The sequence below is a fragment of the Pararhizobium qamdonense genome (genome assembly GCF_029277445.1).
Classification (GTDB): domain Bacteria; phylum Pseudomonadota; class Alphaproteobacteria; order Rhizobiales; family Rhizobiaceae; genus Pararhizobium; species Pararhizobium qamdonense.
Genome location: NZ_CP119566.1, coordinates 391185 through 407307, shown reverse-complemented (window position 1 = coordinate 407307; position 16123 = coordinate 391185). Strand labels below are relative to the sequence as shown.

The window sequence follows — 16123 nt, the reverse complement described above, 5'->3', positions numbered from 1 at the left end:
GGCCCCTCACCCTAACCCTCTCCACGCTTGCAGGAGAGAGGATGATAGAGTTTGCCGCTCGGTCCTTTTCCCCAGTTACAGGAAGAAGGTTCCGACAGGGCGGATGAGAAGCGTGCAGCGTTAGCCGTTACGCCACGCAATCACCACGCGGCCCGATAAATCGTCAGCGCATCCTCTTCGCTGACAGAGCGGGGATTGTTGACCAGGAGGCGGGTCTGTTTCATGGCGGCGGTGGCCATGGCGGGGAGATCGGCCTCTGTCACGCCGACATCGCGCAAATGGACCGGCATGCCGAGCGTGACCATCAGCGCCACCAGCCGTTTGATGAAATGTGCGCAGCGCTCGTCTGGATCGGATATCGCACCGAGTTCAGGAAACGGATCGGCGGCGATTTCGGAATAGACATGGGCTGCAGAGGCGCTGTTGAAGGCGAGCACATGCGCAAGGACCAGCGCGTTGGAGAGCCCGTGCGGCACATGAAACAGGCTGCCGATGGGATAGGCGAGCGCATGGACGGCGGCGACCGGCGAATTGGCAAAGGCCATGCCGGCCAGCATCGAGCCATAGAGCATGGCGCGCCTTGCCGCGATGTCGCCGGGTGTTTTGACGGCGATGGCAATGTTTGCGCCGAGCAGCCGCAAAGCTTCACGCGCCAGAAGGCGCGACACGGGATTGTTGTTGGGATTGACCGAGGCATAGGCTTCGATCGCATGCACCATGGCGTCGATGCCGGTGGCTGCAGTAATGGACGCGGGCAGGCCGAGCGTCAATTGCGCATCGAGGACGGCGCTATCGGGCAGGATGAGTGGCGAGGACACGCCACGTTTTTCATCGTCCGACACGGTGATGATGGCGACAGGCGTGACCTCCGAACCGGTTCCAGCCGTGGTCGGCACCAGGATCAGCGGCAGGCGCGGCCCCTTTGCCTGATTGACCCCCCAGCAGCCGGACAGGAGCTCGCCGGACCCGGCAACCAGCGCCGTGAGCTTGGCGACATCCAGCGAGGAACCACCGCCAAAACCGATGACCGCATCGATCTTCTCAAGCCGCGCCAGATCGATGGCGGCCTCAAGCGTCGTCAAGGACGGATCCGGCTCGACGGCGTCGAAGATGATGACGCGCTTGCCTGCCTGCCGCAGCGACAGCAAGGCCGGATCGTAAAGCCCAAGGCGTGTCAGCCCCGCATCGGTGATGAACAGAATGTTTTCAGCCGCTGCCGGCAGCGTTTCGCCAAGACGTGCAGACGCTCCATCGGCGACGATCAGGCGGCCGGGGAAATGGAAGAGGAACGGCGCCGTCATCGATAGGCCACGACAGTCTGGCGCTGCTCGCCAAGCCCGGCAATGCCCAGATGCATTGTCTGGCCGGCCTCCAGATAGACCGGCGGCTTCATGCCCATGCCAACGCCGGGGGGCGTGCCGGTGGCGATGATGTCGCCGGGCTCCAGCGTCATGAATTCGCTGATATAGGCGACGAGATGATAGACGGAGAAGATCATCGTCGCGGTATTGCCCGTCTGGCGCCGGATGCCATCGACATCAAGGAACAGCGCCAGCGACTGGATATCGGCGATCTCGTCTCTCGTAACCAGCCACGGGCCTATCGGGCCGAACGTATCCGCGCTCTTGCCCTTGGTCCATTGGCCGCCGCGTTCGGCCTGATAGGCGCGCTCGCTGACATCGTTGACGACGCAATATCCGGCAATATGGGCCTCTGCCTGGCCTTCCGTGATATTGCGCGCACGCTTGCCGATCACGATGCCGAGCTCGACCTCCCAGTCCATCTTGGTCGCGGTTTTGGGCCGGATAACCTCGTCATTCGGGCCGCAGATTGCCGAGACGGCCTTTTGAAACAGGATCGGCTCTTGTGGAATGGGCAAATTGCTCTCGGCGGCATGATCGGCATAGTTCAGCCCGACGCAGATGAACTTGGAGACGGCACCAACACAGGGGCCGATGCGGACGGCGGCATCGACAGTTGGAAGGCTTTGCGGATCGATCGAGGCGACGCGGGCAAGGCTCGCATCGTTGATCGTCAGCCCGGTAATATCCGCAACCACGCCGGAGAGATCACGGATGACGCCCGTCGCGTCCAGCAGGCCGGGACGCTCATGACCGGCGTCTCCAAAACGAAGCAGTTTCATGATCTTGTCCCTCGAGTTGAAGCTTAGTTGGCGGCCTGTGACGACGTATCCGACCAGAATGCATAGCGGCGGGCGACGATACGCAGTGCCACGCTCATCAGGATGCCCATGGCCGAGAGATAGAACAGCACCGAAAACACGCCGGTGACGTCGACCGAAGCCTGACGTTGGATGATGACGCTGCCGAGCCCCTGGGACGCGCCGATGAACTCGCCGACGACAGCGCCGATGACCGCAAGCACCGCACCGACTTCGAGCCCCGCAAACAGATAGGGCAGCATTGCCGGAAGGCGGACCTTCACATAGGTCTTCACCGGCCCCGCTCGAAGGGCGCGCATCAACAGGAGCCGCCGGGGATCGCCGGTTCTCAAACCCGCCACGACATTGACGAGGATCGGGAAGAAGGCGAGCAGCGCGGCCGTGACGATCTTCGACTGGATTCCATATCCGAACCAGATGATCAGCAGCGGCGCGACCGCAACCTTGGGAATGGTCTGCAGCGCCAGCGCGAAGGGATAGACCGTCCGGTCGAGAAACCGGACCAGCGCGATGCCGGTTCCAAGCGCAATCCCGAGCACGGCCGCAGCGGCAAAACCGACGATGACCTCGACAAAGGTGATCCAGAGATGCGGCAGGATGACCCCCGTCGCCAGGTCGTCCCAGATGCGCCAGATGACATCGCTCGGCGTCGGCACGATGAATTGCGGCACCTCAAAAAGCCGGACGCTTGCCTCCCACAGGAAAAGCAGCACCGCCGTCGTCAGCGAAACGACGAGCCATTGCGGCATTTCGCCGGAGGGTTTTGCAGCCCTTGGGGAGGTGGGAGCTGGCGCGGTGGCGGCAATGCTGAGGTCCTGGTTGCTCATGATGCGTCTCCCCGCACGTCCAGCAGATGGCGCAGGCGCGCCACATAGGTTCCGAAATGGTCGGATGCCATCAGGTCGATCGAACGCGGACGCGGGATTTCGATCGGGATGATTTCGCGCACCGTTGAGGGCCGGCCGCTCATGACGAAGACGCGATCGGCCAGGAATGCGGCTTCGGCGATCGAATGCGTGACAAAGACGACCGTTGCGCCCGATTGGAGGCTGATGCGCTGCAGTTCGAGGTTCATCTGCTCGCGGGTCATCGCATCGAGCGCACCAAAAGGTTCATCCATCAAGAGCAGCGACGGATCGAGCGACAACGCCCGGGCGATGGCGACACGCTGCTGCATGCCGCCCGACAGTTCATTGGGATATTTGTTTTCAAACCCCGACAGCCCCACAAGGTCGATCATATCCTGAGCACGGCGGCGGCGTTCGGATCTGGCAAGGCCATTGATCTCGCCAGGCAGTTCGACATTCTCGATCACCGTGCGCCAGGGAAAAAGGACGGCATCCTGAAAGACGATGCCGAAATCCTCCTGTGGGCCGGTGACGACCACATCCTTGAAGCGGATGGTGCCTTCGCTGGGGCGCAACAGCCCGGCCAGCATCATCATCAGCGTGCTCTTGCCGCAGCCCGATGGGCCGAGAATGGCGATGAATTCGCCGCGGGCAATATCGGCCGTGACCGAATCCACGGCCCGGACAGGACGGCCGTCGGCGGCGTTATAGACCTTGGCCACCTGTTGCAACTGTATCAGCCGTTCGCTTGCCAGCATGGTTTGAATTTGCGGAACTCGTTCAGGCTTCATTTGCCCCAGTTCCTTGCCTTTTCGCGGATAGGAACCGGATCGACCCGGCTTGCGGCCGCAACCAGATCATTGGTGACGAGATCGCTCGATTTCAGATCCTCCGTGAAAACGCCCTCGGCCTTGAGGACATCCATGTAGGACTGCACCTTGGCCAGATCGTATTGACCGAATTTCTCAACCGGGTCGTCGTTGAACAGAGCGGACTTGAAGGCGATTTCTGCCAGGCCCGTGGCGACGGCCTGCTCCTGCGTACCCTGTGGTTTGGCGGCGGGATTGACCTCCCAGTAAATTTGAAGCGCGGCCTCCGGGTTTTCCTTGATGAAGATGCGTGCCTTGACCTGCGCGCGCAAAAACCGCTGCAGTGCGTCGGCTTTCTCGCTCAATTCCTGGTCCGAGGCGAAGAAACCGCCATTGCTGACATCGCCGACCTCAGGGTGATAAATGTAGCGGAATTTGTGCCCGGCCCGCTCCAGGCTGCCATAAACAGCATCCCACAGGGAAAGCGCCTGCACCTGACCGCCGGCAAGCGCCGCCATCGCCTGGTCACCGGTACCGACCGGCAGGAACATATCGTTGGTGGGATCAATGCCGGCTGCGCGAAGCAGCGACTTGGCAACCGTCATCGACGACGACGCCATGCTCGCGACGCCGATCTTCTTGCCTGCCAGATCGCCCGCAGTCTTGATATCGCTATCCACGGGAACAGCGAGCCAATAGATCAGCTGGTCATAACGCGAATAGATGAATTTGCCGCGCAGGCCTTTGGAATATCCGAGAAGATAGGGCTCGAACGTGACGTCGGCGATATCGGCGCTGTTGCTGGCCGCAAGCTGCGTGGCAAGTGCTGCACCCTGGGTATAGCGGATCTCGACCTCCAAGCCTTCTTCGGCAAAGAAGCCGGCCTTTTGCGCCACATAGGTATTGAGATAGGCCGGGTTCGGCACCGGAGAGCCGCCCTGCACGACAAAACTTTCCTGCGCCTGAGCCGGCGACATGGCCGCCGCCATCAGCGACAGGCCTGCCAGCATTCCAACCAGTCTAACCATGATTTCCTCCCTGGACCTCGATGAAAACGATATGCCGCAGGCCGCCCGCAAGGCAGCCTCCTTCCTACGGCAGATCAAAAAAGCGTTCGGCATGGACGTGATAGACCTGCCGCTTGGGACGATCCCAATCTTCCCTGTTGACGAACCGCGTCGATGAGCGGCTCTTGACGGCGCGGGGCAGGATGAGCCCGCGCAAAAATGACGTGTCTTCTTCCTTGTGCATGCGCGCCGAGACCGGCTCGTCGATGCCGTTTTCGATGAAGCTGTCGCCCGGCAGATGCAGCTTGGGCACGCCGCCCGGGCCAATGGCATCGATCTCGCCGCGCGCCACCCAGCGAATTCCCGGCCCCTGATGCATATGCAACGGCGCCACCGTGCCCGGTGGAAACGTGACCTGGTCGCACCGCAGCAGCCAGCTGTTGGCCGGATCAAGCGCGATGTCGAAGCTGTTCAAAACCCGCGATTCCGATTTTGGCGACGAGCGCAGCCGGCCGTCATGCGTTTCGGTTTCCGGTACAAGCTCCCAGCGCAGCACCTCCGCGCCCTCGGGCCCCACGACATAACTCACCTCATCCTGGCCAACCCAGGCGGAGCCTGCCGAATGGAACTGGTTGGATGACGCAGTCTCCACGGTCAGTCCGCCATTGCGGACATAGAGGACCCGGACGGCATTGGGCAGAAAGGAGATGTCGGCATTGACCGGGACAATGTCTTCGAGAAGCCGAAAAATGTAGCGCATGCAAACCTCGTAACCTGAGCGTCGAGCGCCCCGGGACCTAGTGTTTCAGATAGTGTTCTGCGACCTTGAACGGGATGACCTCGACGGAATGCCAGACGCCGCCGAGCATCCAGGGATCATTGTCCAGCCATTCCCAAAGAGCGGCCTCGTTGTCGAAATTGCAGATGCAGCCCGAACCGGCGGGATTGCCCGCCTCGTCCTGAACCATGCCGCCGAGAAGCAGCTTGCCCTCGGCCTGCAGCTTGCTGGCGCCCTCGATATGCGCCGGGCGGAGTTCCGCACGCTTGCGCTGCAGCTCGGGATCCAGTGGATCCTGCATGCGGCAGATGACGATATATTGCGGCATTGTCCTATTCCCCCACCATGAATGTTGCTTGACCGAGCGCCTCGAAGCGCGCCCGGATATAGGTCCCCGCCACAAGCGGCCTTGCGGCAGTGGCGCTACCCGACAGAACGATATCTCCGGCCTGAAGACTGTCGCCGCGCTCCGCCATCAGCCGGGCCGCCGCCACCAGCGAGCGGATGGGATGACCCATGATCGCCGCGCTGGAACCGATTTCCACCGGGTCTCCATCCACCTCCAGGCTGATGCCGAGATTGCCGAAATCGACCGACGCACTGTGCCAGGCGCCGATCACCAAAGCGGCGGACGACGCATTGTCGGCGACGGAATCCGAAAACCGGAACTTGAAATCCTTGTAGCGGCTGTCGATGATCTCGATGGCGCCGGCGACACTTTCAATCGCCGCATAGGCTTCAAGCGCCGTAACCCTGCCTTCAAGCGGCCGCTTCAGCCGGAACGCGATCTCCGGCTCGGCGCGCGGATGAATGTAACGGCTGCGCGCCAACGTTCCGGCATCGTCGATCAGCATGCCATCGGTAAGGCGGCCCCAGCTCATCTGGTCGACGCCGACCTGCGCCATTTTGGCCTTGCTGGTTAGCCCCATCTTGATGCCGATCCGGCGGTCGCCGCCTGCGATACGGCGCTCTATGGAGAGCCGCTGCACCTCGTAGGCCTCACCCGTGGAGAGTTCGACATCGAGCTGGGCAACCGCTTCGGCCGACATGGCGGCGTCATGAAGCCTTGCGGCAATGGCATTGAAATCAGTCATTGCGCTTTCCTCGGGCCGAACTGAACCCCGACGGAACCAAGGCCGTTGATGCGGGCCTCCAGATATTCGCCATCATTGGAGCGGACCATCGGCCCGAGCGCACCGGACATCACCACATCCCCCGCATGCAGCGGGCGGCCAAGCCGCACCATGGTGCGCGCCAGCCAGCGCAGCGCGTTGAGCGGATGACCAAGGCAGGCAATGCCCGCCCCGAACGACACGGGGTCACCATTCCTCTCGATGACCATGCCGCACAAAAGCAAATCGATCTGATCGATCTTGCGTGGGCTCGCACCCAGCACATAAAGCCCCGACGACGCATTGTCGGCGATCGTATCGACGATATCGAGGTCCCAATCGGTAATGCGGGTATCGATGATTTCCAGCGCCGGCAGGGCATAGGCCGTGGCGCGCACCACTTCGGCCAGAGACGGGTTTTCCTGCGTCAGATCGCGCTCCAGCACGAAAGCGATCTCGCCCTCGGCCTTCGGCTGGAAGAGGGTGCCTGCCGGTATCGTATCGCCATCGGCGATCTCCATATCGGAGAACAGCATGCCGTAATCCGGCTGGTCGATATTGGCGTTTTTCTGGACGATTTTCGCCGTGAGACCGATCTTGCGGCCCGACAGCCGCCGTCCTTCTGCCAGCCAGCGCACCGTATTGGCTTCCTGGACACTATAGGCTCCAGCCAGATCGCGCGGCGCCAAATGTCGGCGGACCGGCGCACAGGTCTGCTTTGTAGTATAAGCATCGTATATATCGCGCGCCGCCTGTTCAATACCATGGCGGCTACCGGCAACTGTGGCCAGATCCTGATTTTTCATGCCTCAACGCTCCCAAATCCCACGTCGGGAAGAAAATATGAAATGTAAATTCGCCATGAAGCCGGAATTCTAAGAGAAATTACGCAATTCTAAAGTAGTATATTATAATTACGTCATTCAAATCACTGATTGGCGATTGTTCATTCCAGTATCTTCTTGCCTCCCGTTGACGATATGTTTAGGCTCTCCAACAGAAAGAAACAGTCAAATCGGTCAAATATGTCCACCATGTGGGCTTTCGCGGGTAGCGGATGTTAGACATTGCTCACGACGGCGCCGACAACCGGAAGAGTGGCACTCAAGCCATTTCCAGAGCGCTGGATGTGCTTGACCTGCTGGCCATGGGCTCCAATCCCAATCGCGGCCTGAAGATCGGCGACATATCGAAGTTTCTCGGCATCACGCGCCCGACGACGCACCGGATTTTGACCACGTTGATCGAGCGCGGCTTTGCCCAGCGCGTCGAGAAATCCGGGCGCTACATGATCGGCGAACAGATCAGCCTTCTGGCTTTGTCGAGGGAACGCAAGCTTCCCATTCTCCAGCTTGCGGAAACCCATCTTCAGGACATCAGCCGCATCGTCGATGACACCGTGTTCTTTTCCATCCGCAGCGGCCGCGACGTGGTGACCATCGCGCGGATGATCGGCAATTTTCCGATCCAGGTTCTGTCGATCGATGTTGGTGACCGCCGGCCGCTGGGCGCGATCACGGCGGGGGTTGCCATGCTCAGCCGGCTCTCCGACGAAGAAGCGGCGGGCATCGTGGCCAATGACGAGGCCCGGCTGGCGAAATTTCAATATACGGTGCCGGATGTGCTGAATTTCGTCCGCGAGACCCGCGCGCGCGGCTTTGCCTATCGCCAGAAGGGCGTGATCCCCGGCACCAAGGCGATCGCCGTAACCGTCGGCAGGCCTGGCGATCCCGTCATGGGGGCCGTTACGGTTTCAGGCATGGCCAAGCGCATGACCGAAAGCCGCGTTAACGAGATTATCGGTGCCGTGTCCAGCGAATGCGAGGCAATGGCAACCAAGCTGCGGCAGAAGCTGACTGCGGACGGCCTGATGACGCCGTAGCCAACTCCCATTCCCATGAGCAAAAACACCTAGTAGGTCGCCCGCCCGCCGGAAATATCGTAGACGGCGCCGGTGGAAAACGAGCATTCCTCGCTGGCAAGCCAGGCAACCAGAGCGCCGAATTCCTCCGGCTTGCCGAACCGGCCCATGGGGATTTTCGAGAGCATGTAATCGATGAATTCCTGGCTATTCTGCCTGAAAATATCGGTCTCGAAGGCGGCCGGTGCCACAGCATTGACGATGACACCGGTTTTTACCAGCTCCTTGCCCAAAGCCTTCGTCATCGCCATGACGCCTGCCTTGGCCGACGCGTAAGGAGTGGCCGTCGGGTTGCCTTCCTTGCCGGAAATCGACGCGACATTGACGATCCGGCCATAACCTTCGCGGATCATGTGCGGGATCACCGTCCGGCAGCAATAATAGACGCCGAACAGATCGACTTCGATCACCTGGCGCCACGCATCGACCGGGTATTCCCAGCCATTGACATTCGGCCCGGAAATACCGGCATTGTTGACGAGGATATCGATCTTGCCGAAGCGCTCCAGCGTCTGCGCCGCCGCAGTGCTGACTGAACCCAGATCGGAAACATCGCAGACAAAACCGGCCGCATCAGAACCGAAGGCAGCGATAGCGGTTTCAAGGCTGGCCGGGTCGACGTCCCACACCGCAACCTTTGCGCCGCTGGCCAGTACCCGCTGGACCACCGCCTGCCCCAGCCCCTTTGCACCCCCCGTCACCACGGCGACCCGATTGTGAAGATCGATTGCGTTCATGTTTTCCTCCCAGATGAAACTCACCTGGAGGTCTCCCGGAACGGCGCGAACGGCAACACGAAACGGGATGTTCTGACCACATGGTGGATATCAGCGAGGGGTCACGGGGCGGCAATGCTGGGCGGATCGGAATGACGGCAGCATGGGCTGGCTTGCGGAGCGGCGGCTATGCCGATCCGCAAGCTGGTATCGTTAGCTCCAGGCGTGCAGCGGCGGTTTCTCGCCGTTCAGGAAATACTTTCCAAGGATCGAATATTTCCAGCGGACCGGATCGTGCAAGGTGTGGGTGCGAGCGTTGCGCCAATGACGGTCAAGCCCGTGTTCGGCAAGGGTCGAGCGCGTGCCCGCCAGTTCGAAAAGCTTATTGGTTGCGGCAATCGCGATCTCGGTAGAGAGGATCTTTGCCTCCGCCGTGACGATCTGCGCTTCGGCGACGGTTTCGGCGTTGGGGTCGAGAATAGCCCGGTCGATGGCGTAGCCGGCCTTTTCCAGAAGCGCCTGTGCCGCATGCAGCCGGAGCGTCAGGTCGCCGATGGCCTGGATCGTATAGGGATCGTCCCAGGCGTTATCAACGCCGGAATCCACCCAGGCGCGGCTCTTGGTGCGCACGAAATCGACGGTTTCGTCGATCGCAGCCTGTGCGATACCGGTATCAACGGCAACCTGGATGATCTGGAAGATCGCCCCATCCGCCGTCGGCACTTCGTATCCCTTGTACCCCGGGACCAGATGCGTCTTTGGCACTTTCACATTGTCGAGCAGCACGGTTCCCGACAATGTCGTGCGCTGGCCGAAGGAGGACCAGTCATCAATGACGGTCAAGCCGGGTGCATCACGCTGCGCAATCGCATACCAGGCCCGGCCCTCGCCATCGAGCGCAACGATCGGCACGAGATGCGCAAGCAGCGCACCCGACGAATAGAACTTCTGGCCGTTGACCACCACATGATCGCCGGCATCGACGAACCCGGTCTCGAAATCGACCGCACGCTTGGAGCCGAATTCGGAGAAGGCGTTGCCAAAACGTGTGCCTTTCAAAACCTCGGCAAAGAGCAGCGTCTGTTGCTCTGCGTCCGATACAGTGCGGATGGCGGCAACGACACCCAGATGGTTCTGCGCGATCTGCCCGATGGAGGAATCGGCCGCCGAGATGATCTCGATCACCTTGGCCAGCGTTGCATAGGAGACTTCGGGGCCGCCGAATGCCTTCGGCACATTGATCGACCAGAGCCCGCTCTGCGAAAAGGCATCCAGCTCCTTGACCGGCCAGATGCGGTCGCGGTCGCGCAATGCCGATTCCCGGACAAATTCGGCCGCAAGCGTCTTGGCAATGGCAATCGCCTCGGCATCGGTCCTGATGATATGGGCTGGTTCTGCCGGGCGCGGAACCGGCGGCACCGCCGCTGCTGCATTGTCCGTATTGACGGGGGAAAGGGTCATGGGTCTGTCTCCTTTTCGATTGGGGTTAACCGGCAATGGCCGGAATGGATGGCGCCGTGGCCCTCAGGCCGAGGTAGAAGGTTTTGATATCGTCACGCGCGCGCAGCGCCTGCGCATCGCCGGAAAGCACGCTGACGCCGTTTTCCAGGATGATGGCGCGATGGGCATAGGTCAGCGCGACAGCGGAATTCTGCTCCGCTACCAGGATGGAAAGACCCTCGTCGCGATTGAGCTGGCGCAGCGTCCGGAAAATGTCCTGGACGATGATCGGGGCCAAACCCATGGATGGCTCGTCGAGCACCAGAAGGCGCGGCCGCGACATCAGCGCCCGGCCGATCGCCGTCATCTGTTGCTCGCCGCCGGAGGTGAGGCCACTCAGCGCACGGCGCTTTTCCTTCAGCCTTGGAAAATGTGCGTAGACCCGCTCGATATCTGCAGCGATCTCAGCGCGCGTGCTGCTGCGGCCAAGGCCACCCGAGACGAGGTTTTCCTCGACCGTCAGGCTGCGGAAGCAGTGGCGGCCTTCAAGCACCTGCACGAGGCCGGCGCGCACCAGAGCGGCGGGGCTTGTTTTCACCACATCCAGCCCGTCGAACCGGATGCTGCCGGACACGATCTGTCCACGCTCGGCCGCAAGCAGATTGGACAGCGCCTTCAGCACCGTCGTTTTGCCCGCACCGTTGGCGCCAAGCAGCGCCAGGATTTCACCGCGCGCCAGATTGAAGCTGACATTATCGATCGCGGTGATGGCGTGATTGTACGTCGCCTTGAGATCATCGACGGCAAGCAGCGCATTTTCCAGAGCCATGATCCTGTTCCTGTTGCCATGAAAGACGGTGTTGCGAAGAGGCGCGGGGTGGGTGAGAGGGAAAACAACCGTCCCCGCGCCTGTTCCTCGATGCTGCGCCCGCCGCCGCGCGCAGCATCGAAGGATCAGTTGGTCGCCGTTCCCGCATCCTCGGCCGTGCGAAGCTTGATGCCCTTTTCAGCGGCATAGGCTTCCGACGACTTTTCGATGATCGGGCGCAGCAGCGCCCAGTCCGGCGCGATCCAATCGGAGACGACATTCCACTTCGCGCCATCCCACTGCTGGAAGGTCACGTAGCCATTGCCTTCGTGATTATCCCAGGTGACGTTGATCGAGTGGAACAGGCCCTTGGCGCCCAGCGCCTCGACGCGGGCGGGATCGAGCTGCAGATGTTCAAAGCCCCAGCGGACTTCGTCTCCGGTCAGCGTCCGCTTGCCGAATTTCTCCTGCGCGATGCGGATCGCCTCGACATTGAGAATGCCGTTGACGATGCCGAGATTGTGGTACACCGAGCCGATACGCTTCTTGTCTTCAAGATTGCCCTTGCCGGCATCGTAGATCGTCTTGACGATCTCCTGAACGACCGGATATTCAGCCCCGGATGCCTGGGTGGTGATTGCCGTATAACCCTTGGCAGCGTCGCCGGCCGGAATGGCATCCTCTTCCGAATTCGACCAGACATTGCCGATGATATGATCGACCGGGAAGCCCGTCTTGGCGGCAGTCTTCAGCGCAACCGGGTTCATCACGCCCCAGCCGCGCAGGACGACGTAATCGGGCTTGGCGCGGCGGATTGCCAGCCATTGCGACTGCTGTTCGTTGCCAGGATGCGGCACTTCGATCTGCTGCAGCTCGAAGCCGTATTTCTCAGCCAAGAGTTCGTAGATCGGGATGGTTTCCTTGCCATAGGGCGAGCCATGATAAAGCACGGCGATCTTCTTGCCCTTCAGGCTTTCAAGCCCGCCTTCCTTGGAGGCGATATAGTTCACGATGCCGGAGGTTTCGCTATAGGGATTGAGCAGTAGCGGAAAGACGTAAGGGAAGACGCGGCCGTCGGTGGAATCGGTGCGGCCGTGGTTGATGGTGATCAGCGGCACCTTGTCCTGGGTGATCCGGTCGATCATCGCATAGGCGATGCCGACGGAAAGCGGGTTCCACGCAGCCACGTTCGGATTGCTCTTGAGCCGCTCATAGGCTTCGACGCCGCGCTCGACTTCATATTGGGTCTCGGCCTCCGACCATGTCAGCTTGACGCCGTTGACGCCGCCATCGCGGGTATTGATCAGGTTGAGATAATCGATGAAACCGCCGAAGAAGCCGGTGCCGCCGGCCGCATAGGGACCGACGCGGTAGCTTTGGAGCGGGAAATATTGTTCGTCGGCATGCGCCATCGGCAATGCCACCGTGAAGGCGATGCCGGCGGCAAGCGCCGCGATCTTGAATTTGCTGAGGATCGTCATGTCTGGACACACTCCGGGTATCGACCGGGCAAAGGCGCCGGTCCGGGTTGATCTGATAAGGCTGGCTGCGTTTTGGAGCCTTGCGGGCTCCCGATCGATCAGGACCGCGCGATGGCGGCGCCGATACGTTTTCGGACCCGGTCCCAAAGAGCGGCCAGCCCATCGGGTTCGAGGATCAGAAACAGGATGATGAGCGCGCCAAGCACGATGCGCTGGCTCATGTCGAGCACGCCCGAATTGAAGATATCGCCGAGCAGGAACGAGCCGAGCCGCGACAGGACCAGCGGGAACACTACAATCAGCGCCGCGCCGAAAAAGGCACCGCGGATCGAGGCCAGCCCCCCGATGATGACGATGAAGAGAATCTGGAACGACCGGTCGAGATTGAAGCCGGCAGGCTCGACGGTGCGCAGATAGGCAAACGCCCACAGAACCCCGGCAATGCCGATGATGAACGAGGAGATGCCAAAGGCCAGGAGCTTGGTCTTCAAGACTGGCACGCCGATGATCCGCGCCGCCGTCTCATTGTCGCGCACCGCGATGAAATTACGGCCGGTCTGCGAATTCACCAGGCGATAGGCAAGAAGCGTGAGGACGGCGACCACCGTCAGCGAAAAATAATAGCGCCCCACCGGTCCATCGAAGACGAAACCGGCAACAGAAAGCTGCGGCGCATCGATCACGCCGGAGGCGGAATCGTTGGAGAACCAGCTGAATTTGGTCAATGCCCATTGCACGAAAAATTGCGCTGCCAGCGTCGATACCGCCAGATAAAAGCCCTTGAGGCGCAGGCTCGGAAGGCCGAACACCAAACCGATGGCCGCCGCCGAGAAACCGGCCAGTACCATACTGACGATCAAGGGCAAGCCATCGACCCGAAGATTGAAATTGAATGCGGCGAAGGCTCCGGCCGCCATGAAGGCGGCACTGCCGAGCGAGACCTGCCCGGCATAACCCGTCAGAATATTCAGCCCGAGACCGGCGAGGCTGAGCGCCAGGAAGGGCAAGAGGATCGCTTCAAACAGGTAATTGGACCCGGCAAGCGGCACCGCGACATAGGCAATGGCAAGCCAGGCCAACGGCTGTGCCCAGCGAATGGGCAATCGATGCGCCGCAAGATCGTAGGTGATCGTGGACATCGCTCAGACCCTTTCCACAAGCTTCTGGCCAAACAGGCCAGACGGGCGCACGAGGAGGAAGGCGAGCGCGATGACATAGGCAAACCAGCCCTCGATACCCCCACCGAAATATTCGCCGATATAAACCTCGGCCAGCTTCTCCGACGCACCGATCAACAACCCGCCAACGATCGCCCCAAGGATCGAATCGAACCCGCCAAGCACGAGAACCGGCAACGCCTTGAGGACGATCAGCGACAGGGAGAACTGCACCCCGACACGGGCGCCCCACAAAAGACCGGCAACAAGCGCGACAAGACCGGCCGCCGCCCAGACCGTGGCCCAGATCCAGGGGAGCCTCAGGCCGACGGCCAACGCAGCAAACTGATCGTCGGCGACGGCGCGAAAACCGAGCCCGATGCGGGTGTAGCGGAAGAACAGGGAGAGCAGCAGCACCATGGAGGCGGCAACCACGGCTGCGAAAATATCGAACTGACTGATATAGACCCCACCGACATCGAACGGCACATCCTCGATACCAAGATCAAGCCCGTGCACCTGCGTGCCCCAGATCAGCTGCGCCGCTCCCTCGATGATATAGGACAGGCCGAGCGTCGCCATGAACAAGGTGATCGGCGGCTTGTTGGTCAGCGGCCTCAACACCGTGCGCTCGATGGCAATGCCGATCACCACCATGATCGCAAACGTGATGGCGAAGGCGAGCGGAAAGGAAATGCCGCGCTCCGTCAGACTGACGAAAGTCAGCGCTGCAAACAGAAGCATTGCCCCTTGCGCGAAATTGAGCACGCCCGAGGTCTTGTAGATCAGCACGAAACCGATGGCGACCAGCGAATACATGACGCCGGAAAGAAGACCGCCAACCAGAACCTCGGTGAAAAACAGCCAGTCGAAATCGGCCATCAGATACCCTCCCCATTTTCATTTTCGGGAGCGGTTCCGAGATAGGCATCGATCACCCGCTGGTCGCGCTGGACCTCGGCGGGCGTTCCATCGGCAATCTTGCGGCCGTAGTCGAGCACAGCGACACGGTCGGACAATCCCATGACCACGCCGATATCATGTTCGATCAAAACCACCGTCGTGCCAAACCGGTCGCGCGCGGCGCGCACGAAATCGGCCATCTCGTTCTTTTCCGTCGCCGTCATCCCGGCCATCGGCTCGTCGAGCAAAAGGATATCCGGTTCCGCCACCAGGGCACGTGCCAGCTCCACCCGCTTCTGCAAGCCATAAGGCAGCGTGCCGGCCAGACGATCGGCGGCATGCGAAAGATGCAGGAAATCGAGGATGGCCAAGGCGCGACTGCGGGCATCGGCCCGTTCCGCGCCAGCACGGCCAAGGCCCAAGATCTGTTCGATGAAGCTGGACCGGGTCCTGTGTGCCCGCCCGGTGATGACATTGTCGAGAACGCTCAAGCCCTTGAACAGGGCGAGATTTTGGAACGTGCGGGCAATGCCGAGACGGGCGAGTTTTTGTGTCGGAACTTGCGTATACAGCCGCCCCGAAAGCCGGACATGGCCGCGCTTGGGCCGGTATACGCCACTGATCACATTGATGATCGAGCTCTTGCCGGCACCGTTGGGTCCGATAATCGCAAGGATTTCTCCCTGTCTCACCGCAAGATCAATGCCGGCGAGGGCGACCACGCCGCCGAACGACAACGTCACTCCGGCAAGTTCCAGAATTGCATCACTTCCGGCAGGCGGCCGTTCGCTGCCGTGGCGCAACGGACCGTCAAGGCCGGCCAGATGCTCCTGTATTTCCGGCGGGAAGGGCGCCGATCCCAGCGCTCCAAAAGCCAATGTCATTGCGCGCTAACCCCCATTATCCGTTGCGCCCGGCCGGTGAGCCGGCGCGCAGCATCCACCCCGCAGGCGTCGCCGCC

Annotated in this window: 17 protein-coding genes; 1 reads left to right on the top strand and 16 read right to left on the bottom strand. The window is 61.1% G+C overall.

Features of this window, described 5'->3' with window-relative positions:
* Nucleotides 1-140: 140 nt before the first annotated feature.
* The 9 genes from PYR65_RS01985 to PYR65_RS01945 form a co-directional block, all read right to left on the bottom strand.
* Complete coding sequence (locus PYR65_RS01985; protein ID WP_276119697.1) at nt 141-1301, bottom strand: iron-containing alcohol dehydrogenase; 1161 nt, start codon at nt 1299-1301, stop codon at nt 141-143.
* Nucleotides 1298-2143, bottom strand: a complete 846-nt coding sequence (locus PYR65_RS01980; RefSeq protein WP_276119696.1) for a fumarylacetoacetate hydrolase family protein — start codon at nt 2141-2143, stop codon at nt 1298-1300. Before PYR65_RS01980 ends, PYR65_RS01985 begins: the two co-directional genes overlap by 4 nt.
* Nucleotides 2144-2166: 23 nt before the next feature.
* Nucleotides 2167-3009, bottom strand: coding sequence for an ABC transporter permease (locus tag PYR65_RS01975; RefSeq protein ID WP_276119695.1), 843 nt, complete (start codon nt 3007-3009; stop codon nt 2167-2169).
* On the bottom strand, nt 3006-3821 hold the full coding sequence (locus PYR65_RS01970) for an ABC transporter ATP-binding protein (protein WP_276119694.1): 816 nt from the start codon (nt 3819-3821) through the stop codon (nt 3006-3008). Before PYR65_RS01970 ends, PYR65_RS01975 begins: the two co-directional genes overlap by 4 nt.
* Nucleotides 3818-4867 (bottom strand): ABC transporter substrate-binding protein, encoded by a 1050-nt coding sequence (locus PYR65_RS01965; RefSeq protein WP_276119693.1) that lies wholly within the window; start codon nt 4865-4867, stop codon nt 3818-3820. Before PYR65_RS01965 ends, PYR65_RS01970 begins: the two co-directional genes overlap by 4 nt.
* A 64-nt stretch (nt 4868-4931) precedes the next feature.
* On the bottom strand, nt 4932-5606 hold the full coding sequence (locus PYR65_RS01960) for a cupin domain-containing protein (RefSeq protein ID WP_276119692.1): 675 nt from the start codon (nt 5604-5606) through the stop codon (nt 4932-4934).
* Nucleotides 5607-5643: 37 nt separating this feature from the next.
* Entirely contained in the window at nt 5644-5952 is a 309-nt protein-coding gene (locus PYR65_RS01955; protein ID WP_060638619.1) for a YciI family protein, read from the bottom strand.
* Nucleotides 5953-5956: 4 nt separating this feature from the next.
* On the bottom strand, nt 5957-6718 hold the full coding sequence (locus tag PYR65_RS01950; RefSeq protein ID WP_276119691.1) for a 2-keto-4-pentenoate hydratase: 762 nt from the start codon (nt 6716-6718) through the stop codon (nt 5957-5959).
* Nucleotides 6715-7542: a 2-keto-4-pentenoate hydratase gene (locus PYR65_RS01945; protein WP_276119690.1), complete on the bottom strand. Its 828-nt coding sequence runs from the start codon at nt 7540-7542 to the stop codon at nt 6715-6717. The genes PYR65_RS01950 and PYR65_RS01945 overlap by 4 nt, the downstream gene beginning before the upstream one ends.
* Nucleotides 7543-7793: 251 nt before the next feature.
* Here PYR65_RS01945 and PYR65_RS01940 point away from each other — a divergent pair, with 251 nt between their 5' ends.
* On the top strand, nt 7794-8618 hold the full coding sequence (locus PYR65_RS01940; protein ID WP_276119689.1) for an IclR family transcriptional regulator: 825 nt from the start codon (nt 7794-7796) through the stop codon (nt 8616-8618).
* 29 nt (nt 8619-8647) lie between these two features.
* Here the strand turns inward: PYR65_RS01940 and PYR65_RS01935 are convergent, their stop codons facing one another.
* The 7 genes from PYR65_RS01935 to PYR65_RS01905 form a co-directional block, all read right to left on the bottom strand.
* Nucleotides 8648-9394, bottom strand: coding sequence for an SDR family NAD(P)-dependent oxidoreductase (locus PYR65_RS01935; RefSeq protein ID WP_276119688.1), 747 nt, complete (start codon nt 9392-9394; stop codon nt 8648-8650).
* Between the two features lie 192 nt (nt 9395-9586).
* Nucleotides 9587-10834: an SfnB family sulfur acquisition oxidoreductase gene (locus PYR65_RS01930; RefSeq protein ID WP_276119687.1), complete on the bottom strand. Its 1248-nt coding sequence runs from the start codon at nt 10832-10834 to the stop codon at nt 9587-9589.
* A 25-nt stretch (nt 10835-10859) separates the two neighbouring features.
* The gene (locus PYR65_RS01925) at nt 10860-11642 is read right to left on the bottom strand and encodes an ABC transporter ATP-binding protein (RefSeq protein ID WP_276119685.1); all 783 of its coding nucleotides are present in this window, start codon (nt 11640-11642) and stop codon (nt 10860-10862) included.
* Between the two features lie 125 nt (nt 11643-11767).
* Entirely contained in the window at nt 11768-13102 is a 1335-nt protein-coding gene (locus tag PYR65_RS01920; RefSeq protein ID WP_276119684.1) for an ABC transporter substrate-binding protein, read from the bottom strand.
* Nucleotides 13103-13200: 98 nt separating this feature from the next.
* Nucleotides 13201-14241 (bottom strand): branched-chain amino acid ABC transporter permease, encoded by a 1041-nt coding sequence (locus PYR65_RS01915; RefSeq protein ID WP_276119683.1) that lies wholly within the window; start codon nt 14239-14241, stop codon nt 13201-13203.
* A gap of 3 nt (nt 14242-14244) precedes the next feature.
* The gene (locus PYR65_RS01910; protein ID WP_060638628.1) at nt 14245-15141 is read right to left on the bottom strand and encodes a branched-chain amino acid ABC transporter permease; all 897 of its coding nucleotides are present in this window, start codon (nt 15139-15141) and stop codon (nt 14245-14247) included.
* On the bottom strand, nt 15141-16046 hold the full coding sequence (locus tag PYR65_RS01905) for an ABC transporter ATP-binding protein (protein ID WP_276119681.1): 906 nt from the start codon (nt 16044-16046) through the stop codon (nt 15141-15143). The genes PYR65_RS01910 and PYR65_RS01905 overlap by 1 nt, the downstream gene beginning before the upstream one ends.
* Between the last annotated feature and the right edge of the window lie 77 nt (nt 16047-16123).